The organism is Streptomyces goshikiensis (assembly GCF_014650555.1).
Lineage (GTDB): Bacteria > Actinomycetota > Actinomycetes > Streptomycetales > Streptomycetaceae > Streptomyces > Streptomyces goshikiensis.
Genome location: NZ_BMVE01000002.1, coordinates 818104 through 841253, shown reverse-complemented (window position 1 = coordinate 841253; position 23150 = coordinate 818104). Strand labels below are relative to the sequence as shown.

Here is a 23150-nt window from a genome sequence, read left to right as displayed (position 1 = left end):
CAGGCCGTCACGCAGAGTGAGGGCGGCCGTCGCCGGCGGATCCGGGCCACGGATCCGGCGACGCCCCGGGGCGGAACCCCGGGGCGCGATCAGGGGACGGGCTACTGCCAGTCCTCGTCCCAGGGCGGCGGGTTCTCCTCGTCCAGGTCGAAGGGCGGCTCTTCCGGCTCCGGCTCCGGCTCCGGCTCCGCATGACGTGCCACCGGGGCGGCGGCCGCCCGGGCCGCGGGCGCGGCGGACGCGGGCGCGGCGGGAGCGCCGGCGGCCGTGGGAGCGCCGGATTCGCACTGCGCCAGGGTGTCCAGGACGCCCTCGGCGTACTTGGTGAGCTTGGCCTCGCCCACACCGCCGATGGTGCCCAGTTCCTCCACGGTGGCGGGGAGCCGCGTCGCGATCTCCCGCAGCGTCGCGTCGTGGAAGACGACGTACGCCGGTACGCCCTGCTCCCGCGCCGTCGCGGCCCGCCAGGCCCGCAGGGCCAGGAAGACCGGTTCGGCCGCGGCCGGCAGGTCCACCGGCACCCGGGCGCCCTTCCCGGAGCGCGACCCGGATTCCTTGCGGGGCGAAGCGGCGACCGCCTTCTCCTTCCGCATCTGGACGGTCCGGCGGCCTCCCAGCACCTCTCCGCTGGCGTCCGTCAGGACGAGCGTCCCGTAGTCGCCCTCCACCGCCAGCAGCCGCAGCGCCAGCAGCTGGCGCACGACCCCGCGCCACTCCGCGGTGCTCAGGTCCGACCCGACGCCGAACACCGAGAGCCCGTCGTGGTCGAACTGGATGACCTTCGCCGTCTTCTTGCCCTGGAGGATGTCGATGATCTGGCCGGCGCCGAACTTCTGGCGGCGTTCCTTGGCCAGCCTCCAGACCGTGGAGAGCAGTTTCTGCGCCGCGACCGTCCCGTCCCAGGACTCGGCCGGCGTCAGGCAGGTGTCGCAGTTGCCGCAGGGCTCCCCCGACTGCCCGAAGTACTCCAGCAGCCGGACGCGGCGGCAGTCGACCGTCTCGCACAGCGCCAGCATGGCGTCCAGGTGCATGCCCAGGGACCGGCGGTGCGCCTCGTCGCCCTCGGAGCCCTCGATGAGCTTGCGCTGCTGGACCACGTCCTGCAGGCCGTACGCCAGCCATGCCGTGGCCGGCTCGCCGTCACGGCCGGCGCGGCCGGTCTCCTGGTAGTAGCCCTCGACGGACTTCGGGAGGTCCAGGTGCGCCACGAAGCGGACGTCCGGCTTGTCGATGCCCATGCCGAACGCGATCGTGGCCACCACCACGACCCCCTCGTCCCGCAGGAAGCGCGCCTGGTTCGCCGCGCGCGTACGGGCGTCCATGCCGGCGTGGTAGGCCACGGCGTCGATGCCCTGCTCGGCCAGGAAGGCCGCGGTCTTCTCCACCGAGGACCGCGAGAGGCAGTAGACGACGCCGGCGTCCCCGTCGTGCTCGGTCCGGATCAGTTCCAGGAGCTGCTTGAGCGGGTTGTTCTTCCCCGCGATGCGGTACTGGATGTTCGGCCGGTCGAAGCTGGCGACGAAGTGCCGGGCGTCCTCCAGGCCGAGCCGCGCCACGATCTCGGCGTGGGTGGCCTCGGTGGCCGTCGCGGTCAGCGCGATGCGCGGCACCTTGGGCCAGCGCTCGTGCAGCATGGACAGCGCGAGGTAGTCCGGCCGGAAGTCGTGGCCCCACTGGGCGACGCAGTGCGCCTCGTCGATCGCGAACAGCGAGACCTTGCCCTGGTCGAGCAGCCGCTGGGTGCTCTCGGAGCGCAGTCGCTCGGGAGCCAGGTAGAGCAGGTCCAGCTCGTCGGCGAGGAAGGCCCGCTCGACGGCCTGCCGCTCGTGGGACAGCTGCGTCGAGTTCAGGAAGCCGGCCCGGACCCCGAGGGCGGTGAGCGCGTTCACCTGGTCCTGCATCAGCGCGATGAGGGGAGAGATCACGATGCCCGTGCCCTCTCTGACCAGGGCCGGGATCTGGTAGCAGAGCGACTTGCCGCCGCCGGTCGGCATCAGCACGAGGGCGTCACCGCCGCCGACGAGCTGCTCGATGATCTCCTGCTGCTCGCCGCGGAAGGAGCTGTAACCGAAGACTCGGTGCAGTACCTGCAGAGCGTCGGAGGTCGAGGGGGAAGCGTCCGGAAGGGCCATCCTCGAAGCCTAGCCGCACCCGCCGACACCCCGGCTCCGTCCACCGCAACCCGTGGACGGCGCGCGGGGGCCGCGGGTGGGCCGCCGGCCGGCCCGGGGCGGGTGCCCGGGGCCGGCCGGCTGCCCCGCGTCGGTTACGGGGCCATCTCGTAGGAGCCGGACAGGGCCTCGACGCGGGCCCAGACGCGGGCCGCGCGGGCCTCGTCGACGACCGGGCGGCGGACCGCGCCGAGGGCCCAGGTCTGCTGCGGCTCGGTCGCGGAGTCCTTGCCGTGCAGCTCGACGGCGTGCGCCGAGAAGTCGCGTACGAGGACGGAGAACAGCTCGTCCAGCACGTCCTCGTCGAGGCCGGTCAGGCGGGCCTGCTCCAGGATCAGCTGGCCGTGGACGACCAGCGCGAAGAGCTGGCCGACGGCGAGGAGGAGGTCGAGGTCGCGGCTCTGCCGCTCGTCGGGGGCGGCGGTGGTGACGAACTCGCACAGGGCGTCGGCCTGCTCGCGGAAGCGGGCGACGTTCGGCACGGCGGCGTACGCGTCGAAGGCGGGGCGCCAGTCGTGGAAGCGTACGGAGCCCAGACCCCGGGCCGGGCCCTGCCGGAAGAGGAACGCGTCGTCGGCCGCGTCGAGGCGGGTCGGGACGGGCGCGTACTCGGCGGGGTCCAGCAGGTGGTTGCGCATGAACTTGAGGATCAGCGCGAGGTTGACGTGGACCGTGCCCTCCAGCTTGGGCAGGCCGCGGATCTCGACCGCCGCCTGGGCGAAGTACGTGTCCTTCTCGAAGCCCTTGGCGGCGATGACGTCCCACAGCAGGTCGATGACCTTCTCGCCCTCCGTGGTCACCTTCATCTTCGTCATCGGGTTGAAGAGCAGGTACCGGCGGTCGTCGGGGCCGGCGGTGCGGAAGTAGTCGACGGCGCGGTCGCTGAAGAGCTTCATCCCGACGAGGCGGACGTACGCGTCGGCCAGCTCGCGGCGCACGTGCGGGAAGGCGGTGACGGGACGGCCGTACAGGACGCGGTTCTGCGCGTGGGTGACGGCCTCGTACATCGCGTGCTCGCAGATGCCGATGGAGGCGGTGCAGAGGTTGAACTTGCCGACGTTGACGGTGTTGAGGGCGGCGTCGAAGGCAGCGCGGCCGGTGTGCAGGACGTCGTCCGCGGAGACCGGGTAGTCCTCCAGACGGAACTCGCTGACGTACTTGGAGGAGTCGACGACGTTCTTGACCAGGCGGTACGCCGGGTGGCGGCTGTCGGCGGCGAAGAAGACGTACCCGTCCGGGCCCTCGATGTCGGTGCGGCGGCCGAAGACGGAGACGAGACCGGCGGCGTTGCCGTTGCCGATGTAGTACTTGGAGCCGGTGGCGCGGAATCCGCCGGAACCGTCGGTGGCCGGCTCCAGCAGCATGTCGGTGGAGTAGATGTCGGCGCCGTGGGTCTTCTCGGACAGGCCGAAGGCGAACACCTCGCCCTGGGAGAGGAGTTCGGCGGCGCGGGCGCGGGCGGCGGCGTTGTCGCTCTGCCAGACGGGACCGAGGCCGAGGATGGTCACCTGCCAGGCGTACCAGTAGTCGAGGCCGTAGAACCCGAAGATCTCGTTGAGGGCGGCGATCCGGGCGGTGTCCCAGCGCCGGTCCGGCCGGCCGTCGGCGGCGGAGGCGGGGGTGAGGAAGGTGGCGAACAGGCCTTCCTTGGCCGAGAAGGCGATGAAGTCCCCGAGCCAGGCGCGGGTGCGGTAGTCCTCGATCAGCTTCCGCTTGCCGCGCTCCTCGAACCAGTCGACGGTGGCGCGCAGCAGCCTGCGGGTCTCGGGGTCGAAGTGCTGCGGGTCGTAGGTGCGCGGGTTGAACAGCAGGGAGTCGGCCATGGAGGTTCGCCTTCCGGGGGTTGCGGGGTGAAGGGTGGACGAAGACGTGGGGGGGCGGGGCGGCTCAGGCGGGCGGGCGGGGCGCGCCGAGCCGGCGGACGGTGGCGAGCACGTCGTCTAGCCAGGCGATCGTCATGCGCTCGTAGGCGATGCCCCCGCGCAGGACGACGTGCTGGAGTTCCTGGCCGGCGTCGGGCGGCGCGGGGGCCTCGGGCCCGGTGAAGTCGCGCAGTTCGCCGGCGAGGTAGTGCGCGAGCCGGTCGCCGTGGACCCGGCGGTGCCGTTCGACCTCGCGGACCAGCGCGGCCGGGTCGTCGAAGGCCGCGCCGCGGATCTTCACGGCGAGGTCGTGCCGCAGGCTCTCGGGCTCGATCGGCTCGTGCAGCCACTGGGAGAGGGCGGCCCGGCCGGGGGCGGCGACGGAGTATTCCTTCTTGTCCGGCCGGCCCTGCTGGGCGACCACGCGGACGGCGAGCAGTCCGGCGCTCTCCATGCGCGCGAGCACGCGGTAGATCTGCTGGTGGGTGGCGGTCCAGAAGTAGCCGATGGACCGGTCGAACCGCCGGGCGAGCTCATAGCCCGAGCCCGGCTTCTCCAGCAGCGAGACGAGGATCGCGTGTTCGAGCGCCATACCGCGATCCTTCTATGCAACTGGTTGCATAGACAAGCGGCTGCGCCCGGGTGAGACGCGGCTCACCCCGGCATCGGCCGCGTCAGGCGGGGCGCGGGTAGACGCGGGACTGCTTCACACTGCCGAACGCGAAGCTGGACTCGATCGAGGCGATGCCGGGAATGGCGTGGATCCGGTGGCGCACCAGCGCCTCGTACGCCTCCAGGCTCTCGATGACGACCCGGAGCAGGTAGTCGCTGCTTCCGGCCATCAGGTAGCAGTCCTGGATGTGCTCGATGACGGCGACGTGCGCCTCGAAGACCCGGACCGCCTCGCCGGTGTGGCGTTCCAGCCGTATCCGGACGAACACGGTGATCGGGAGCCCGAAGCCGACTTGGTCGACCATCGCCGTGTAGCCGCGGATCAGGCCCATCTCCTCCAGCCTGCGGACCCGGCGCAGACAGGGTGACGGGGACAGCCGGACCCGGTCGGCGAGGTCCTGGTTGGACAGCCGGCCATCGGCCTGCAACTCACGGATGATCTGCAGATCGACTGCGTCCATCACCACTCCTTGGCAGATTCTGCCCCAAAGCTATGCGTAGGAGGCAGAACTGGCAATCGGCTGCCCCGGGCAAAGTTCTAGCGTTGCCCCATGGCCGAAAGCGGCCCCCTGAGGCTGGAGGAGCCGTCTTGGCCATACCCGACACCCTGCCCGCTCCTGCCCTCCCGGACGCCCGGGAAACGGGCCGCGCGTGGCCGTCCCCGCACGCGCGCGGCATGCTGGCGCTGCTGGTGACCGTGACCATCTGGGCCGCGTTCGCGCTCAGCGCCCGCGCCCTGAGCAGCTCCTCCCTGCTGCCCGCCGACGCCGCCCTGCTCCGCTTCGGCGTGCCGGTCCTCGTCCTGGCCCCCGCGCTCTGGCGGCGCCGCCGGCGGATCGCGGCGGTGCGCCCGGCCGCCGCCGCGAAGATCATCTGCGGGGCCGGGGTGCCGTTCTTCCTGGCCGCGATGTACGGCGGCTCGCTGACCTCCGCCGCGTTCGTCGGCTCGATCGTCCCCGGCATGGTGCCGCTGTTCGTCTCCGCGCTGATGGTCGCCGGTGGCCGCGCCGCGCCCCGGGGCACCCAGGTGGCCGGGCTCGCGCTGATCGCCGCCGGTGTGATCGCCCTCGTCTGGCGCTACGTCGCCCCGCCGGACACCGGGGTGCTGGCCGGCGCCGGGGTGCTGCTCGTCGCCAGCGGGCTGTGGGCGCTGTACACCGTCGGGCTGAAGGAGGTGGACCTCGATCCGGTGGGCTCGATCGGGCTGCTGTGCCTGCCCTCGTTCACCGTGATGGTCCTCCTGGTCGCCACCGGCGTGCTCCCCACCGGCATCGCCTCCGCCGCGCCCGGCGACGTCCTGCTGTTCCTGGTGGTGCAGGGGCTCGGCGTCGGTCTGTGCGCCGGTCTGCTGTACGCGTTCGCCATCCGCCGGCTCGGCGCGGAGCGCAGCTCGGTCGTGGGCAGCCTCAGCCCGGTCGCCGTCGTGCTGCTCGCCGTCCCGCTGCTGCACGAGTCGCCGACGCTCGCCGTGCTCATCGGCGTCCCCCTGATCACCGCGGGGGTCGTCCTCGCCAACCGGCGCCCCCGGCCCCGGTCCCTCACCCACCCCCGAGCCGAGGTTCCCGCAGATGCTTGAGCTCCTCCTTCCGCCGCCCGTCGATCCGCTGTGGGACCTGACCGAGGCGTTCGGCGCCGACGCGCGGCCCGAGCGGCTGAACCTGGTGCTCGGCGTGTACCGCGACCACACGGGCGGCACGCCGGTCATGGCGGCCGTGCGCGAGGCCGAGATACGGCTGGCGCAGCGTTCCGTCTCCAAGGAGTACCGCGGGCTCTCCGGCAACACCGCCTTCAACCGGGCGATGCTGTCGATGGTCCTGGGCGACGGCGGGGCCTCCGAGCGGGCCGTGGCCGTCCAGACCGTCGCGGGCAGCGGCGCGCTGCGGCTGCTGGCCGATCTGATCTGCCGGACCCGCCCGGGCACGACCGTGTGGATCAGCGACCCCGCCTACGTCAACCACCGGCCGATCCTGGAGGCCGCCGGGCTGAAGGTGCGTACGTACGGCTGGCTCGACTCCGAGGGCCGTTCCGACGCGGAGGGCATGCTGCGCGACCTCACGGGCGCCCGCCGCGACGACGTCGTCCTGCTCCAGGGCTGCTGCCACAACCCCAGCGGGGTGGACCCGGACGCACGGACCTGGGAGGCACTGGCCTCCCTCGCCGCCCTGGAGGGCTGGGTTCCGTTCGTCGACCTCGCCTACCACGGGCTCGGCGACGGCCTCGAAGCGGACCTGGCGGCCACCCGGATGCTCGCGGAGCGGGTGCCGGAGATGCTCATCGCCATCAGCTGCTCGAAGAACTTCGGCCTCTACAGCGACCGCACCGGGTGCGCGGTCGTGCTCGGCGCGTCCCGCCAGTCGCTGCGGCACGTCGAGACGGCGCTGCAGAACGCCGCCCGGACGCTGTACTCGATGCCTCCGGAGCACGGCGCCGCCGTGGTGACGGCCATTTTGGAGGACGACGGGCTGCGGACCGCCTGGCGGACCGAACTCGACGCCATGCGGGGGCGGATCGAGGCCAACCGGGCCGGCCTGGCCGCGCGCCTGGGCGCCCTCGGCTGGGACATCCAGGCGGCGTCGCTGGCACGCCAGAAGGGCATGTTCTCGATGCTGCCGCTCTCCGCGGAGCAGATGGTCCGGCTGCGCGGCGAGTTCGCCATCTACGGCACGACCGCGGGCCGGATCAACATCGCGGGCCTGCCGGCGGACCGGATCACCTGCCTGGCGCGGGGCATCGCGGGAGTCCTCGAACGGACCTGCTGACGGCGGCCGCCGTCAGTACACGTCGCGGACGTAGCGCTTGTCGGCGGCGAGCTGTTTGACGAACACGGCGGCCTCGGCCTCGGTCAGGCCGCCGTGGACGCGCGCGATCTCGCGCAGCGCCCCGTCGACGTCCTTGGCCATCCGGGAGGCGTCCCCACAGACGTAGAAGTGGGCCCCGTCGCGGAGCCAGGACCACAGCAGCGGTCCGTGCTCGCGCATCCGGTCCTGGACGTAGACCTTGACGCGCTGGTCGCGGGAGAAGGCGGTGTCGAGGCGGGTGAGGGTGCCGTCCGCGCGCAGGGCGGTCAGCTCCTCCTCGTAGTAGAACTCGGTCGCGCGGTGCTGCTCCCCGAAGAACAGCCAGTTGGGGGCGCGGTGGCCGCGCGCGCGGCGTTCTTCGAGGAAGCCCAGGAACGGGGCCACCCCGGTACCGGGCCCGACCATGATCATGGGGGTGGCCGGGTCGGCCGGCGGCCGGAAGGCCGGGGAGCGCCGGACGAAGACGGGGACGGAGGCTCCTTCCTCGGCGTCGGCGAGGAAGGGCGAGCAGACGCCCTGGCGGGGGCGGCCGGAGAGGTTCTCGTACCGCACGACGGAGACGGTCAGGGAGACCTGGTGCGGATCGGTGAGCGGGCTGGACGAGATGGAGTACAGGCGCGGTTGGAGCCGCCCGAGCACCTCGGCCCACTCGTGAGCCGCGGCGCGTACGGGGAACTCGGCCACCGCGTCCACGGCCTGGCGGCCCCAGCACCACTGGGCGAGGCAGTCCTTGTTGTCCGTGCGCAGCAGCCGGCGCAGTCCGTGGTCGCCGCCGCGTTCGGCGAGGAAGCGGATCAGACCGGGGGTGATCTTCGTGATGTCGAGGTGGTGGCGCAGCGCCTCGGCCCAGGTCACCGCGCCGGGACCGGTTCCGCCGGTCCCGCCGGTTCCGCCGGCGCCGGTCCGGCCGCCGGGGTGCACCTCGGCGGCCGGATCGGTTCCGGTGACCGCGAGCCATTCGGCGACGAGGCCGGGCGCGTTGACGGGGTGGATGCCGAGCGCGTCCCCCGCCTCGTAGCGGAGCGGGCTCTCGCCGTCACCGATGTCGAAGGTGAACCGGCGGACCTCCTTGGCGGAGCCGGGCAGGCTGAGCAGCCGGTTGCCGACGAGGCGGGCGGTGACGGGCGCCGGCCCGCGCGGCCCGGGCCCGGCAGCGGGCCCCGCAGCGGCCCCGGCCGCCCCGGCCGCCCGGGGAGCCGGTGTCCCGGCCCGGCCCGGCGCCGCCCCGGCCACGCCCCGCAGGGAGGCCAGCACCTGCTCCAGCCACGCGGCCGCCGAGGCCTCGTAGTCGGGTTCGCAGTCCGTACGGGGGGCCAGGCGGACGCCGCCCAGCTCGCCGAGGCGTTCGTCCAGGCGCCGGCCGTGTCCGCAGAAGTCGCTGTACGAGGAGTCCCCGAAGGCGAGCACGGCGTAGTGGCGGCCATCCAGGCGGGGTGAGTCGGCGGCGGCCAGCGCGTCCCAGAAGGCGGCGCCGTTGTCGGGGGCGTCACCGTCGCCGAAGGTGCTGGTGATGACGAGGAGGTCGGCGGAGTCGGGGAGGGCGCCGGGATGGGTGGCGTCCATGTCGAGGAGCGCGGCCCGGTGCCCGGCGGCGGTGAGCTCCCGGACGGCGGCGGCGGCGAACTCCTCGGCGTTGCCGGTCTGCGAGGCCCACAGCACCGCGACCTCGCGCCCGGTACCGGTCTCGGCGGCGGCGCGCTCCCCCGCGGCGGGCTGCGCGGCCCGCGAGTACAACCCGGCGAGCACGCCGTTGACCCAGCGGGCGTGCTCCTCGCGCAGCGGCGCGCCGGACGGCAGTACGGGAACGCCCGGCAGGCCCGATTCCAGTCCGGCGAGGAAGCCGGTCAGGTACTGGCGTTCGTGCGCGGCGAGGACCGGCGGCGGCCCGGTCTCGATGCCGAGCGCGGCCGCCGCGGCGACGGCGCCGGACGGCGGGCCCGCGGCCGCACCGGCGCCCACGGCGCCCAGGGCGCCCGCCGCCGCGACCCCCACGGCCGGCGCGCGGTCCGCCGTGACCCCGGTGGCGACCTTCGTCAGCGTCACCGCGCAGACCTTGAACTCGGGCTGGAAGGACAGCGGATCGACGGCGTCGCTGGTCACGGCGTTGATGCTCAGGTACTCGCCGAAGAGGTCGTTCCAGTGGAACGGCGCGAAGCAGCACCCCGGCCGCACCCGGTCGGTGACCAGCGCGGGCAGCACGGCCCGGCCGCGCCGGGAGGCCACCTCCACGGCGTCGCCGTCATCGACGCCCAGGGCCCGCGCGTCCTGCGGGTGGAGCTCCACGAACGGTTCGGGGTTGAGCTTGTTGAGCTTGGCGACCTTCCCCGTCTTGGTCAGGGTGTGCCACTGGTGCGGCAGCCGCCCGGTGTTGAGGACGTACGGGAACTCGTCGTCCGGCATCTCGGCGGGCGGGATGTGCGGGCGGGCGAAGAAGACGGCGCGGCCGCTCGCCGTCGGGAACACCGGCCCGGCGGCTTCGTCGTCCACGTAGCGGATCGGGTTGCGGTCCGGGCCGTCGCCGGTGGCGGCCGGCCACTGGACGGGGGTGGCGCGCAGCCGCTCGTAGGAGACTCCGCGCAGGTCGTAGCCGGTCTTGGGGTTGGCGGCGCCCTTGAGCTCCTCGAAGACCTGCTCGGCGCTGTCGTAGGTGAAGGCGTCGGCGTAGCCCATCGCGCAGGCGACGCGGGCGATGATGCGCCAGTCGGCCAGGGCCTCGCCGGGCGGGTCGGCGGCGGCCCTGGCGAGGGTGAGGCTGCGCTCGCTGTTGACCATGACGCCCTCGGTCTCGGTCCACAGGGCGGCCGGCAGGACGACGTCGGCGTAGGCGTTGGTCTCGGTCTCGGCGAAGGCGTCCTGGGTGATGACGAACTCGGCGGCCTCCAGGCCCTCGATCACGGTCTTGCGGTTGGCGACCGAGGCGACGGGGTTGGTGCAGATGATCCAGCAGGCCTTGATCTCGCCGTCCGCGAGCCGCCGGAACATCTCGACGGTGCCCTGCCCGGAGCCGTCGGCGCGCAGGGCCCCCGGCTCCAGTCCCCACAGCTCCTCGGTGAACGCGCGGTCCCCGTCGACCAGTACCGAGCGCTGCCCCGGCAGGCCGGGGCCCATGTAGCCCATCTCGCGGCCGCCCATGGCGTTGGGCTGTCCGGTGAGGGAGAAGGGGCCGCTGCCGGGCCGGCAGATCGCGCCCGTCGCCAGGTGGAGGTTGATCAGCGCGTTGGTGTTCCAGGTGCCGTGGGTGGACTGGTTGAGCCCCATCGTCCAGCAGCTCGTCCACTCCCCCGCCCGCCCGATCCACTCGGCCGCCGTGCGCAGGTCGGCCTCGGGTATCCCGGTGGTCTCGGCGACGGCGGCGGGCGGGTAGTCGGCGAGGAAGGCGGGCATCTCCTCCCAGCCCTCGGTGTGCGCGGCGATGAAGGCGGGGTCGGTGTGCCCGTTCTCGACGAGCAGGTGGAGCAGTCCGTTGAGCAGCGCGAGGTCGGTTCCGGGGCGGACCGGCAGGAAGAGGTCGGCCTTGTCTGCGGTGGCAGTGCGGCGCGGGTCGACGACGATCAGCTTCGCGCCCGCCCGGACCCGTTCCATCATGCGCAGGAAGAGGACGGGGTGGCAGTCGGCCATGTTGGAGCCGATGACCAGGAAGACGTCCGCCCGGTCGAGGTCCTCGTACGAGCCGGGCGGCCCGTCGGCGCCGAGCGACAGCTTGTAGCCGGTGCCGGCGCTGGCCATGCACAGCCGCGAATTTGACTCGATCTGGTTGGTGCGGACGAACCCCTTGGCCAGTTTGTTGGCGAGGTACTGCGCCTCCAGGCTCATCTGCCCGGACACGTAGAAGGCGATCGCGTCGGGCCCGTGCTCGTCCACGACGGCCCGCAGGCGCCGGGCCGTCTCGGCGATCGCGTCGTCCGCGGAGACCGGGCGCGGCTCCTCGTCCCGCTCGGCGCGCAGCAGTGCGGTGGTCAGGCGTCCGGGCGCCGCGAGCATGTCGGCGGTGGTGGCGCCCTTGGTGCACAGCCGGCCGTGGTTGGCGGGGTGGGCCTTGTCCCCGGTCGCCCGCAGGACCGTGCGCCTGCCGTCGGCGCCCCTCGCGACGTCCAGGAGCATGCCGCATCCGACGCCGCAGTACGAGCAGACGGTCCGCACCTGTGCGGTGCCGGCCAAGGAATCCGGTAGGGCCACGGGGCGGGTTCCTCTCATGATCGGATCGCGCTCGCCGACCGTAGCAACCGTTCCTTACGCCCATGTCACATCGCGCTCACGCCGGGTGTCCGGGCCGTGTTGTCCAGGAGTCTTCAGGTCATCTGTCCCGGACTATTGACTCTGCACGCGACAGTCGAGATTCTCCTCGACCATGACCCCTCACCCGCACGGCAGGCGCCGACCACTCGCGCTCCTGGTCTTACTCCTCGGCATGGTGGCGATGGCGCTCGGCCCCGCGCCCGGTGCCTCGGCGGCCGATCCCGGCTGGTGGAACCCGGCCGCCCGGCCCGCCCCCGACTCCCAGATCAATGTGACGGGCGAGCCCTTCAAGGGCACCGACTCCCAGGGACAGGTACGCGGCTTCGTCGACGCCCACGACCACATCATGTCCAACGAGGGCTTCGGCGGCCGGCTCATCTGCGGCAAGGCCTTCTCCGAGCTCGGGGTGGCGGACGCCCTCAAGGACTGTCCGGAGCACTACCCCGACGGCTCCCTCGCGGTCTTCGACTTCATCACCAAGGGCGGGGACGGCAAGCACGACCCCGACGGCTGGCCGACCTTCAAGGACTGGCCCGCCCATGACTCCCTGACCCACCAGCAGAACTACTACGCCTGGATCGAGCGGGCCTGGCGCGGCGGTCAGCGCGTGCTCGTCAACGACCTCGTCACCAACGGGGTGATCTGCTCGGTCTACTTCTTCAAGGACCGCTCCTGCGACGAGATGACCTCCATCCGGCTCCAGGCGCAGAAGACGTACGACATGCAGGCGTACGTCGACAAGATGTACGGCGGCACGGGCAAGGGCTGGTTCCGGATCGTCACCGACTCCGCGCAGGCCCGCGAGGTCATCGCGCAGGGCAAGCTGGCGGTGATCCTGGGCGTCGAGACCTCCGAGCCGTTCGGCTGCAAGATGATCCTGGACGTCTCGCAGTGTTCCAAGGCCGACATCGACCGGGGGCTCGACGAGCTGCACCGGCTCGGCGTCCGCAGCATGTTCCTGTGCCACAAGTTCGACAACGCCCTGTGCGGGGTCCGCTTCGACGGAGGCGCCCTCGGTACGGCGATCAACGTGGGCCAGTTCCTGTCGACCGGCACCTTCTGGCAGACGGAGCAGTGCAAGGGCCCGCAGCACGACAACCCCATCGGCCTCGCGGCGGCGCCCGCGGCGCAGAAGGAGCTTCCGGCGGGGGTCGCGGTGCCCCAGTACGCCTCGGGCGCCCAGTGCAACACCCGCGGTCTGACCGACCTCGGTGAGTACGCGGTGCGCGGCATGATGAAACGCAAGATGATGCTGGAAGTCGACCACATGAGCGTCAAGGCCGCGGGCCGGGCCTTCGACATCCTGGAGTCCGAGTCGTACCCGGGTGTGATCTCCTCGCACAGCTGGATGGACATGGACTGGCTGGAGCGGCTGTACAAGCTCGGCGGGTTCGCCGCCCAGTACATGAACGGTTCCGAGGCGTTCAGCGCGGAGGCCAAGCGCACGGACGCGCTGCGCGACAAGTACGGCGTCGGGTACGGCTACGGCACCGACATGAACGGCGTCGGCGGCTGGCCGGGCCCGCGTGGGGCGACCGCCCCGAACGCGGTGCAGTACCCCTTCCGCAGCGTCGACGGCGGTTCCGTCATCGACAAGCAGACCACTGGCCAGCGCACCTGGGACTTCAACACCGACGGCGCCTCGCACTACGGCATGGTGCCGGACTGGATCGAGGACATCCGCCTCGTCGGCGGGCAGGGCGTCGTGGACGACCTGTTCCGGGGCGCGGAGTCCTACCTCCGCACCTGGGGGGCCTCGGAGAAGCACAAGGCCGGGGTGAACCTGGCGGCGGGCGCGGCCGCCTCCGCCAGCTCCTCGGAGTGGAACCCGTTCACGAGTTACGCCCCGGGCAGGGCGGTGGACGGCAACACGGGCTCCCGCTGGGCCAGCAACTGGAGCGACGACCAGTGGCTCCAGATCGACCTCGGATCCGCGAACCTGGTCTCGCGCGTCACCCTGGACTGGGAGGCCGCGTACGGGAAGGCGTACCGTATCGAGGTCTCGACCGACGGCACTAACTGGCAGACCGCGTGGTCCACGACCACGGGTGACGGCGGCCTGGACACGGCACGGTTCACCGGCATCACGGCCCGTCACGTACGGATCCACGGGGTGCAGCGCGGCACCAAGTGGGGCTACTCCCTGCACGAGGTCGGCGTCTACAGCAGCTGACGGCGGCGGGGCGGGCGGCCGGGGACGGCCGCCCGCCCCGCACGCGGACCGAAGGGAACACGTATGGCACGGATGCCGTCGGCCGAGCGGCGCCGGCAGTTGACCGAGGCGGCGATCCGGGCGATGACCCGCGACGGCGTCGCCAGGACGACCACCCGGTCGATCGCCGCCGAGGCGGGCGTGTCGCTGAGCGTCTTCCACTACTGCTTCGACTCCAAGCAGGCCCTGCTGGAGTCGGTCATCACCACGATCGCCGACCACTCCGTGTCACTGGCCAAGGAGGCGATCCGGCCGCGGGCGACCCTGCGGGAGACGGTCCGGGCCGGTTTCCAGGCGTACTGGGACCATGTGGTGGCCCACCCCGAAGAGCACATGCTCACCTACGAGCTCACCCAGTACGCGCTGCGCCAGCCGGGGTTCGAGCACCTGGCGCGCCGGCAGTACGAGCTGTACTCCACGACCTACGCCGAGCTCATCGAGCAGCTGCGGCGCGGCGGGAACTTCGAGCTCCGCGTGCCCGTTCCGGTGCTGGCCCGCTATCTGGCCGCGATGACGGACGGGCTGACCCTGAACTTCCTCGTCCTCGGGGACGGGACGGCGGCGGCGGCCGTCCTCGACGTGGTCACCGACCACGTGGCCGGCCTGATCCTCGACGACACGCCGGTCGCGCTCGCTCCGTAGCGCCCGCCCGGCCGGTGGTCAGTCCAGCCGCGGGTGCGCCTCCGGGTGGGCGTCCCACCAGGCGCGGTGGAACGGGTTGTTGTCGACGTTGGCGAGGTACGCCCCGGCGGCCGCCCGGTACAGGAGCTCAGCCTGCGGCGCGGAGACCGCCGAGCGGTTCCAGGCGAGGCGGATGCGGCCCGTGATGGGGGTACCCAGCAGCGGGCGCATCACGGTGCCCTCCACCCCCGGGGCGGTGGGCTGGGTGAGCGAGATCGCGCGGCCCGCCGCGACCAGGTCGTGGCGCATCTTGCGGTCGGTGATCCGGTAGCGCAGCGAGGGCACGAACCCGGCCTTCGCGCAGGCCTCGACCAGGGCCTCGGGGCCGCCGTCGTCGTCCTCGACGAGGGTCATCCACTGCTCGTCGGCCAGATCGGCGAGGTCGAGGACCTCCCGGCCCGCGAGGGGGTGGCGGGTGGACATCCGGATGCAGAACGGCTCCTTGGGGACCAGGGTCCGGGCCTGGGCTCCCTGGGGCACCGCGACCTCGTGGTCGTTGACCTCCCCGTACACGACGACGTCGTACCGGCCCGCGCCGAGCATCCGTACCAGCGAGGTCACCGAATGCTCGACGTCCACGGTGATCTCCCGCCCGGAGAGGGTGAGGTCGGTCCGCGCGACCAGGTCGTCGATCAGCACGAGCAGGATGCAGCCGAGCCGCAGCGGGGCGGCGTCGGTCGCCATGGCGCGGGTCTCCGCCCCGAGGGCGTCCATCTCGCTGAGCACCCGGCGCGCCTTGGCGAGGACGAACTGGCCCAGCGGGGTGGGCTCCACCCCGTGCCGGCCGCGGACGAACAGCTCGCCTCCCGTGACCCGTTCGATCCGGCGCAGCTGGGCGGAGAGCGCGGGCTGGGAGACCCCCAGGCGCCGTGCCGCGCCGCCCAGACTGCCGACTTCCGCTATCTGGCAGACGGCTTGCAGATGTCTCAACTCCAGCTGCATCCGGGCAGCTTACGCAGCGTGACCCGAGCACACCATAACGCGGACCTTATGTGCACAGGGATGTCCCAATCTCGCCATGCACACGCCCATACTCGGCGGCGAACAGCCAGACCATCCCCGTCACCACCCCCCCCACACGATCGGAGTGGACTCTTGCAGCCCACCAGATGGATGGCCTCCGTGGCAGCCATGGCGCTGACCGCGAGCCTCGCCGGAGCCCTGGCAGGAACCGCGTCGGCCGCGCAGCCGGCCCGGGAGCGCTCACAGCCCGCGCCCACCTCAGCCGAGCGCGCGGTCGCCGCCGCGGACGCGGCGGTCCGCAGCGGCCTCGACACCCTCGTCAACTCCCCCCGGCAGCAGTACGAACGGCGCCTGGTCACCCCCTGGGTGCAGGACCTCTACTCGGTCGCCTACGAGCGCAGCTACCGCGGCCTGCCCGTCGTCGGCGGCGACGCGGTGGTGCTCGCGGACGGCGAGGGCAAGGTCCGCGCCGTGCAGTCGGCATCCGCCCGGGTGATCGACGTGGCGACCACGCCGACCGTCACCGCCAAGGCGGCGGAGGCCACGTCGCGGAGCGAGCTGGCGAAGGTCGACAAGGTCCTCGACAGCCGCCTCGTCGTCCGGCTCAAGGACGACAAGCAGGTCCTGGCCTGGGAGACCGTCCTGTCCGGCCGCACGAAGACGGCGCCCAGCAAGCTGCACGTCTTCGTGGACGCCCGCACCGGCAAGGTCGTCGACCGCCACGACGAGGTGGTCGCGGGCAGCGGCACCAGCAAGTGGAACGGCCCGAACCCGCTGACCATCGACACCACCGCCGCGAGCGGTACGTACTCGCTGCGCGACCCGAACCGGCCGGGCCTCAGCTGCGCCGACTACAGCACCGGCAGCGTCTTCTCGAAGTCGTCGGACTCCTGGGGCACCGGCAACGCCACCTCCAAGGAGACCGGCTGTACGGACCTGATGTTCGCGGCGCAGAAGCAGTGGAACATGCTGAGCCAGTGGCTCGGCCGCAACGGCGTCGACGGCAACGGCCGCAGCTTCCCCGGCAAGGTCGGCCTCAGCGACCTGAACGCGTACTGGGACGGCAGCTCGGTCACCATCGGCCGCAACAGCGCGAACGAGTGGATCGCCGGCATCGACGTGGTGGGCCACGAGTACGGGCACGCCATCGACTCCAACACCCCCGGCGGCACCAGCGGCCAGGAGTCCGGGCTGGGCGAGGGCACCGGCGACATCTTCGGCGCGCTGACGGAGGCGTACGCCAACGAGCCGGCACCGTACGACGTCCCGGACTACACCGTCGGCGAGATGATCAACCTCCAGGGCCGCGGACCGATCCGGAACATGTACAACCCGCCGGCCGTCAACAACGACCCGGCCTGCTACAGCTCCGCTATACCCGGCACCGAGGTGCACGCCGCCGCCGGACCCCTGAACCACTGGTTCTACCTGCTGGCCGAGGGCACCAGCCCGGGCGGCGGCAAGCCGAGCAGCCCCACCTGCAACTCCAGCACGCTGACCGGCGTGGGCGTCCAGAGCGCCGGCAAGATCTTCTACGGCGGCATGCTGCTCAAGACCAGCGGCATGTCCTACAAGAAGTACCGGACGGCGACCCTCAGCTCCGCGAAGTCGCTCGACCCCACCACCTGCAACCTGTTCAACAAGACCAAGGCCGCCTGGGACGCCATCAGCGTGCCCGCCCAGTCCGGTGACCCCACCTGCACCCCGAGCGGGCAGAACGACGACTTCTCGATGGCGCTGAACCCGGCCTCGGGCACCGTCCAGCAGGGCGCCTCCGTCACCACCACCGTGGCCACCAGCACCACCACCGGCTCGGCCCAGCAGGTGACGCTCACCGCCACCGGCCTGCCGGCCGGGGTGAGCGCCTCCTTCAGCCCGGCCACGGTCCAGTCCGGCCAGTCCTCGACGCTGACGCTGTCCGCGAGCTCCAGCGCGGCTCCCGGGCCGTCCACCGTCACCGTCAAGGGCCAGGGTCCGAGCCTCGCGCACACCGTCGACTACGCGCTCAGCGTCGGCGGCACCACGACGCCCACCGACCCGCCGGACGTCAGCGTCGCCAACGTCCAGGCGCACCTGACCCAGCTGAACACGATCGCCTCCCAGAACGGCGGCAACCGCCGGGCGGGCAGCGCCGGTTACACCCAGTCGCTGGCGTACGTGAAGGGCAAGCTGCAGGCCGCCGGTTACACCGTGACCGAGCAGAACTGCACCTCCTGCACCTACCCGTCGAACAACCTGATCGCCGACTGGCCCGGCGGCCCGGCCGACCAGGTCGTCATGTTCGGAGCCCACCTCGACAGCGTCTCGGCCGGCCCCGGCATCAACGACAACGGCTCGGGCTCCGCGACCCTGCTGGAGAACGCGCTCGTCCTCGCCCAGAAGAACCCCACCCTGACCAAGCACGTGCGCTTCGCCTGGTGGACCGACGAGGAGCAGGGCCTCAACGGCTCCAAGTTCTACGTGGGCCGGCTCAGCAGCGCCGAGAAGAGCGCCATCAAGGGCTACTACAACTTCGACATGGTCGGCTCGACCAACGGCGGCTACTTCATCAACAACGTCAACTCCGCCACCGCCGCGCCGCTGAAGGCGTACTGGACCTCGCTGAACCTCGCCCCCGAGGAGAACACCGAGGGCCAGGGCCGCAGTGACGACTACTCCTTCCAGCAGGGCGGCATCCCCACCTCCGGTTACGCGGCCGGCGCCAGCGCCCGCAAGACCTCGGCGCAGGCCGCCAAGTGGGGCGGCACCGCGAACGCGGCGTACGACGCCTGCTACCACAGCTCCTGCGACACGACCGCCAACATCAGCGCGACCGTCCTCGACCGCAGCGCCGACGGCGTCGCCTACGCGATCTGGAAGCAGGCCGTCGGCGGCGACACCCCGGCTCAGGACTTCTCGATCAGCGCCTCCCCCGCCGCCGGCTCCGCGGGCCCGGGCGGCAGCGTCACCTCCACGGTGAACACCGCCACCGTGAGCGGCGCCGCCCAGACCGTCGCCCTGTCGGTCTCCGGCGCGCCCGCCGGCGTCACCGCGACGCTCAGCCCGTCCTCCGTGCAGTCCGGCAGCTCCTCGACGCTCACCGTCCAGGTCGGCGCGGGCGCCGCGCAGGGCACGTACACCCTGACCGTCACCGGCAGCGGCACCACGAGCCACACCACCACCTACACTCTGACCGTCGGGGGCGGCGGCGGTACCTGCACCCCGCGCCAGCTCGTCGTCAACGGCGGCTTCGAGAACGGCAGCGCCCCCTGGACCGCCACCGCCGGGGTCATCACCAACCAGTCCGGCGAGGCCCCGCACGCCGGCTCGTACATGGCGTGGCTGAACGGCTGGGGCTCCTCCCGCACGGACAGCGCCTCGCAGTCGCTGGCGGTCCCGTCCGGGTGCTCCTCGTACCAGCTCGCCTTCTACCTGCACATCGACACCGACGAGGACGAGAACGTGGTCTACGACCGGTTCACCGTCTCCGTCGGCGGCCAGACCCTGGAGACCCTGTCCAACGTGGACGCGGGCTCCGGCTACGCGCTGAAGACCTACGACGTCTCCCGCTTCGCGGGCCAGACCGTCACCCTTCAGTTCAAGGGCGTGGAGGACCAGTCCCTCCAGACGTCCTTCGTGGTGGACGACGTCACCCTCCAGGTGAGCTGACGCCCTCCGATTCGCACCCAGCGGCACGTCCCCGGCCCCGCGGCCGGGGGCGTGCCGCCCGGCCGTCGCGGCAGGTCCCGCCCGGCCCGGGCTGATCTACCCTGACGGGCATGTCTCCAAAGCAGCAACGGGGCGAGGCCACGGTCGACCTGGTCCTGACGACCGCCCTGCGCGTGTACGCCGCGCACGGCCAGCAGGGGTTCACGGTGGGCAGCGTCACCGCCGCCAGCGGAGTCAGCCTCGGCAGTCTGTACCACCACTTCGGCAGCTTCGACGGGCTCGCCGCCGCCCTGTACACCCGGTGCATGGGCGAGCTGTTCGACGCGATGACCGCCGCCGTGACCCGGACCCGGACCGCCCGGACCGGCGTCCACGCACTCGTACGGTCCTACCTGGAGTTCACCCGCGAGCACCGGGACGCCGCGCTGTTCCTCCACGCCTCCGCCTACTCCGGCTACCTGGCGGCGCACGCCGAGGAGATCAGCGCCGCCAAGGAGGCCAAGCTGGCGGCCATCGGCGCCTGGACGCGGCGGCAGGTGCTGAAGGGGGAGATCGTCCCCCTCCCCGGGCCGCTGGTCGAGGTCCTGGTCATGGGCCCGGTCGGCGAGGCCGCCCGCCGCTGGCTCTCCAGCACCTACGCGTTCGACCTCGACGAGGCGGAACGGCTGCTCCCCGACGCCGTCTGGCGCACCCTGCGGCCCGGCCCGGACGCCTAGGGCCTGGGCCCCCGGGCCGCGGCGCGCGGCCCGGGGAACGTCCGGGGACGTGTGGGGAGGTACGGGGACGTGCGGGGCTAGTCCCCGGTCCGGCCCAGGAGGGCGCTGAGGACCTCGTACAGGACCGGCTCCGGATCGGCCTCGCCCTTCGGGGAGCGCCAGGCGACGAACCCGTCGGGGCGGACCAGGATCGCGCCCTCCGGGGTCGTGCCGTGGACCTCGGCCCAGTCTCCCCCGTCCTCCTCGGGGAGCAGGCCCGCGTCCGGGCCGGTGCCGACCTCGTACGCCTCCAGCCGCATGTCCAGGCGCGCGGCGGCCCGCCGCGCGGCGCGGCCCCACCGGGTGCCCTCGGCGCTGAGCAGGACGAACGACCGCTCGTAGAGGTCCAGGGTGGAGATCCGCTCGCCGGCCCGGCGCAGCCACATGTGGGGGGCCCGGGAACCCGGATCGCCCGTCAGCCGCATCTGCTCGGGGACGACGGGCTGCTCCGCGTCGCCGCCCACGACGGCGCCCGCGGTGTAGCGGTACCCCATGGCCACGGAGAGGACCCCGCCCTGCCGGCCGCCGGCCGCGCCGGCCGCGCCGGGAGCCGGGGCGTACCCGGGGTGGCTGTGCTCCGCCGAGCGGGCCGAGGCGCGCTCGCTCGTCGCCCGGGCCACCGGCAGGCGCTCGGCCTCGTACGTCAGGAGCAGCCGCGGGTGCGCCGCGCCCTCCAGGACGGCGGCCAGCTTCCAGGCGAGGTTGTGCGCGTCCTGGATGCCGGTGTTGGAGCCGAACGCCCCGGTGGGGGACATCTCGTGCGCGGAGTCCCCGACGAGGAAGACCCGGCCGACGGCGTAGTGCCGCGCCACCCGTTCGGCGGCGTGCCACTGGGCCTTGCCGGTGATCTCGACGTCCAGGTCGGGGGCGCCGATCGCCCGCCGGATGTGGTCCGCGCAGCGCTGGTCGGTGAACTCCTCCAGGGTCTCGCCCTGGTCGGGGTGCCAGGGCGCGTGGAAGACCCACTTCTCCTCGTTGTCCACCGGCAGCAGCGCCCCGTCGGCACCCGGCTTGGTCAGGTAGCAGACGATGAAGCGGCGGTCGCCCACGACCTCCGCGAGCCCGCGCGAGCGGAAGGTGATGCTCACGTTGTGGAACAGGTCTCCGGGGCCGCTCTGACCGATGCGGAGCTGTTCCCGGACGGGACTGCGCGGCCCGTCGGCCGCGACGAGGTAGTCCGCCCGCACCCTGCTGTGCTCGCCGGTCTCGCGGTTCTTCACGAGCGCGGTCACCCCGGTGTCGTCCTGCTCGAACGACAGGAGTTCGGTGGAGAAGCGCAGGTCGGCGCCGAGGGTGGGGGTGACGGCCATCAGGACCGGCTCGATGTCGTTCTGGCTGCACAGGCACCACGTCGACGGGCTGAAGCGCGCGATCGCGCCGCCCGCGTCGATCTCCTTGAACAGCCACTCCTGGTCGTCGCCGGTCAGGGACCCGCCCTGGAGGATCCCGTGGTTGTCCGCCAGGACCGAGGCGGCCTGCCGGATCGCCTCCTCCACGCCGGCGACCCGGAACACCTCCATCGTCCGTACGTTGATGCCGCGTCCGCGCGGGTGCTTCGAAGTGCCCGAGTGCTTCTCGACCAGCATGTGCCTGATGCCGTGACGGCCCAGGAACAGCGAGGTGCACAGGCCCACGAGCGAGCCGCCCACGATGAGGACCGGCACGCGGTGGTCGACGTCTTCTTCCATCAGTTGCTCCAGCTCCTGCCGCCCGAGGGGGAATGCTCTTTTCATGCCCTTTTCCGGGACATTCGCCCCGCTCCTTCACCCGCATGGTTCTCCCGTCTCGCGCCGCTGGCCGTACCGGACGACGATCGGTTTCGGCAGTGCCACCCGTAACCGGGTGTTGACAGACCGCATCCGCAGGTGGTCACCCACGCGAATTCCACGAGCGACCGGTGACATGCCACGGGACGTGGTGACCGGGTCTCGAAGGAGTGTGAAAGATGACAACCGTGTCGGAACGGATATCCCAGTCCGCCTTCGACGGCTCAAGACTTCGGGTCGTGCTGCTGCTTGACCTGTACGACGGTGCCCAGAAGGAGTTCCTGGAGGTCTACGAACGCCTGCGCAGCCAGGTGTCGTCCGTCCCCGGGCACATCAGCGACGAGTTGTGCCAGTCGATCGAGAACCCCTCCCAATGGCTCATCACCAGCGAATGGGAGAGCGCGTCCCCCTTCCTGGCCTGGGTGAGCAGCGAGGAACACGTGAAGACGGTGCAGCCGCTGCACGGCTGCGTACGGGACACCCGCTCGCTCCGCTTCAGCGTGCTGCAGGAGACCGCCGGCCAGGGCGCCAAGAGCCCGGCCACCGGTGTTCCGGACACGATCGGCGGCGGCCTGCGGGCCGCGCCCCGGCGCGGGGACGGCGTGGTCCGCCACGCCCTCACCTTCACCGTCAAACCGGGCAGCGAGGCCGCCGTCGCGAAGCTGCTGGCCGGGTACACCTCCCCGCGGGCTCGGGTCGACGAGAACACCCTCTTGCGGCGCAGCTCCGTCTTCATGCACGGGAACCGTGTGGTCCGGGCGATGGAGGTGGAGGGCGACCTGGTGGCGGCGCTGCGCCATGTGGCGCTGCAGCCGGAGGTCAGGGCCCTCGAAGAGGCCATCAACCCGTACCTGGAGCAGGACCGGGACCTCGCCGACCCCGATTCGGCGCGGGTGTTCTTCACCCGGGCGGCCCTGCCCGTGGTGCACCGGGTGGCGGCGGGCGGCGACGAGCCGGAGGGGCTGGGGCGGCACGCACTGTTCTATCCCGCGAAGAAGGGGTGCGGGACCGCGCTCGCCAGGCTCCTCGCGGGCCAGGACGAGGCGGCCGCCGACGACCCGGCGAACCCCATCGCGGGCAGCACCATCTTCCAGCGCGACGACATCGTCGTCCGGCTCCTGGACATGCGCGGCCCGATCGACGCCCGGCCCGCGCTCGCGCTCGGGATCGAGGGCGGCCACAAGGCGGCGGTGCTGGCCCGGCTGCTGGACGAGGCCAAGGACGGTGTCCTCTCCTCCGACGAGGAGGTCGCGCGCTGCCTGGACCGCTCCGCCATGCGACTGATCACCGACCGGCGGACGCCGGACGCCTCCTGACCCGCCCCGACCGGCCGGTGCACCCCGGCCGGTCCTGAGACGGGCGGCCCCGAGACGATCGCCCCGAGCC

The 23150-nt window shown here is 72.3% G+C and carries 14 protein-coding genes; 7 read left to right on the top strand and 7 right to left on the bottom strand.

All coding sequences use genetic code 11. The features are described 5' to 3' along the window. Positions 1 to 101 precede the first annotated feature (101 nt). From recQ to IE248_RS08985, 4 genes are all read right to left on the bottom strand, one after another. Positions 102 to 2132: a DNA helicase RecQ gene (gene recQ / locus IE248_RS09000; protein WP_190030348.1), complete on the bottom strand. Its 2031-nt coding sequence runs from the start codon at positions 2130 to 2132 to the stop codon at positions 102 to 104. A gap of 134 nt (positions 2133 to 2266) precedes the next feature. Further along, the gene (locus IE248_RS08995) at positions 2267 to 3994 is read right to left on the bottom strand and encodes an acyl-CoA dehydrogenase family protein (RefSeq protein WP_008741205.1); all 1728 of its coding nucleotides are present in this window, start codon (positions 3992 to 3994) and stop codon (positions 2267 to 2269) included. A 64-nt stretch (positions 3995 to 4058) separates the two neighbouring features. Continuing rightward, positions 4059 to 4625, bottom strand: coding sequence for a PadR family transcriptional regulator (locus tag IE248_RS08990; RefSeq protein WP_008741204.1), 567 nt, complete (start codon positions 4623 to 4625; stop codon positions 4059 to 4061). An 82-nt stretch (positions 4626 to 4707) separates the two neighbouring features. Next, positions 4708 to 5166, bottom strand: a complete 459-nt coding sequence (locus tag IE248_RS08985; RefSeq protein ID WP_037792957.1) for an Lrp/AsnC family transcriptional regulator — start codon at positions 5164 to 5166, stop codon at positions 4708 to 4710. Between the two features lie 128 nt (positions 5167 to 5294). On the opposite strand from IE248_RS08985, the gene IE248_RS08980 reads away from it, so the two are divergent. Together IE248_RS08980 and IE248_RS08975 are read left to right on the top strand one after the other, a co-directional pair. Further along, positions 5295 to 6281, top strand: coding sequence for a DMT family transporter (locus IE248_RS08980; protein ID WP_079196099.1), 987 nt, complete (start codon positions 5295 to 5297; stop codon positions 6279 to 6281). Then, on the top strand, positions 6274 to 7464 hold the full coding sequence (locus tag IE248_RS08975) for an amino acid aminotransferase (protein WP_190030347.1): 1191 nt from the start codon (positions 6274 to 6276) through the stop codon (positions 7462 to 7464). The genes IE248_RS08980 and IE248_RS08975 overlap by 8 nt, the downstream gene beginning before the upstream one ends. A 12-nt stretch (positions 7465 to 7476) precedes the next feature. Here the strand turns inward: IE248_RS08975 and IE248_RS08970 are convergent, their stop codons facing one another. Beyond that, entirely contained in the window at positions 7477 to 11697 is a 4221-nt protein-coding gene (locus IE248_RS08970) for a bifunctional nitrate reductase/sulfite reductase flavoprotein subunit alpha (RefSeq protein WP_190030346.1), read from the bottom strand. Between the two features lie 154 nt (positions 11698 to 11851). Here IE248_RS08970 and IE248_RS08965 point away from each other — a divergent pair, with 154 nt between their 5' ends. Together IE248_RS08965 and IE248_RS08960 are read left to right on the top strand one after the other, a co-directional pair. Continuing rightward, positions 11852 to 13912: a galactose-binding domain-containing protein gene (locus tag IE248_RS08965; RefSeq protein WP_190030345.1), complete on the top strand. Its 2061-nt coding sequence runs from the start codon at positions 11852 to 11854 to the stop codon at positions 13910 to 13912. A 63-nt stretch (positions 13913 to 13975) separates the two neighbouring features. Next, positions 13976 to 14593, top strand: a complete 618-nt coding sequence (locus tag IE248_RS08960; RefSeq protein WP_073772656.1) for a TetR/AcrR family transcriptional regulator — start codon at positions 13976 to 13978, stop codon at positions 14591 to 14593. A gap of 18 nt (positions 14594 to 14611) precedes the next feature. Here IE248_RS08960 and IE248_RS08955 read toward each other — a convergent pair whose 3' ends face one another. After that, a complete protein-coding gene (locus IE248_RS08955) occupies positions 14612 to 15574 on the bottom strand; it encodes a LysR family transcriptional regulator (protein WP_008741195.1) in 963 nt (320 codons plus the stop codon). 171 nt (positions 15575 to 15745) lie between these two features. On the opposite strand from IE248_RS08955, the gene IE248_RS08950 reads away from it, so the two are divergent. Together IE248_RS08950 and IE248_RS08945 are read left to right on the top strand one after the other, a co-directional pair. Beyond that, a complete protein-coding gene (locus IE248_RS08950; RefSeq protein ID WP_037792952.1) occupies positions 15746 to 19243 on the top strand; it encodes a M28 family peptidase in 3498 nt (1165 codons plus the stop codon). Positions 19244 to 19353: 110 nt separating this feature from the next. Next, a complete protein-coding gene (locus tag IE248_RS08945; RefSeq protein WP_037792951.1) occupies positions 19354 to 19959 on the top strand; it encodes a TetR/AcrR family transcriptional regulator in 606 nt (201 codons plus the stop codon). A 77-nt stretch (positions 19960 to 20036) separates the two neighbouring features. Here the strand turns inward: IE248_RS08945 and IE248_RS08940 are convergent, their stop codons facing one another. Then, positions 20037 to 21686: an FAD-dependent oxidoreductase gene (locus IE248_RS08940; protein ID WP_037798610.1), complete on the bottom strand. Its 1650-nt coding sequence runs from the start codon at positions 21684 to 21686 to the stop codon at positions 20037 to 20039. 257 nt (positions 21687 to 21943) lie between these two features. On the opposite strand from IE248_RS08940, the gene IE248_RS08935 reads away from it, so the two are divergent. Next, positions 21944 to 23080, top strand: a complete 1137-nt coding sequence (locus IE248_RS08935) for a SchA/CurD-like domain-containing protein (protein ID WP_008741191.1) — start codon at positions 21944 to 21946, stop codon at positions 23078 to 23080. Positions 23081 to 23150 lie beyond the last annotated feature (70 nt).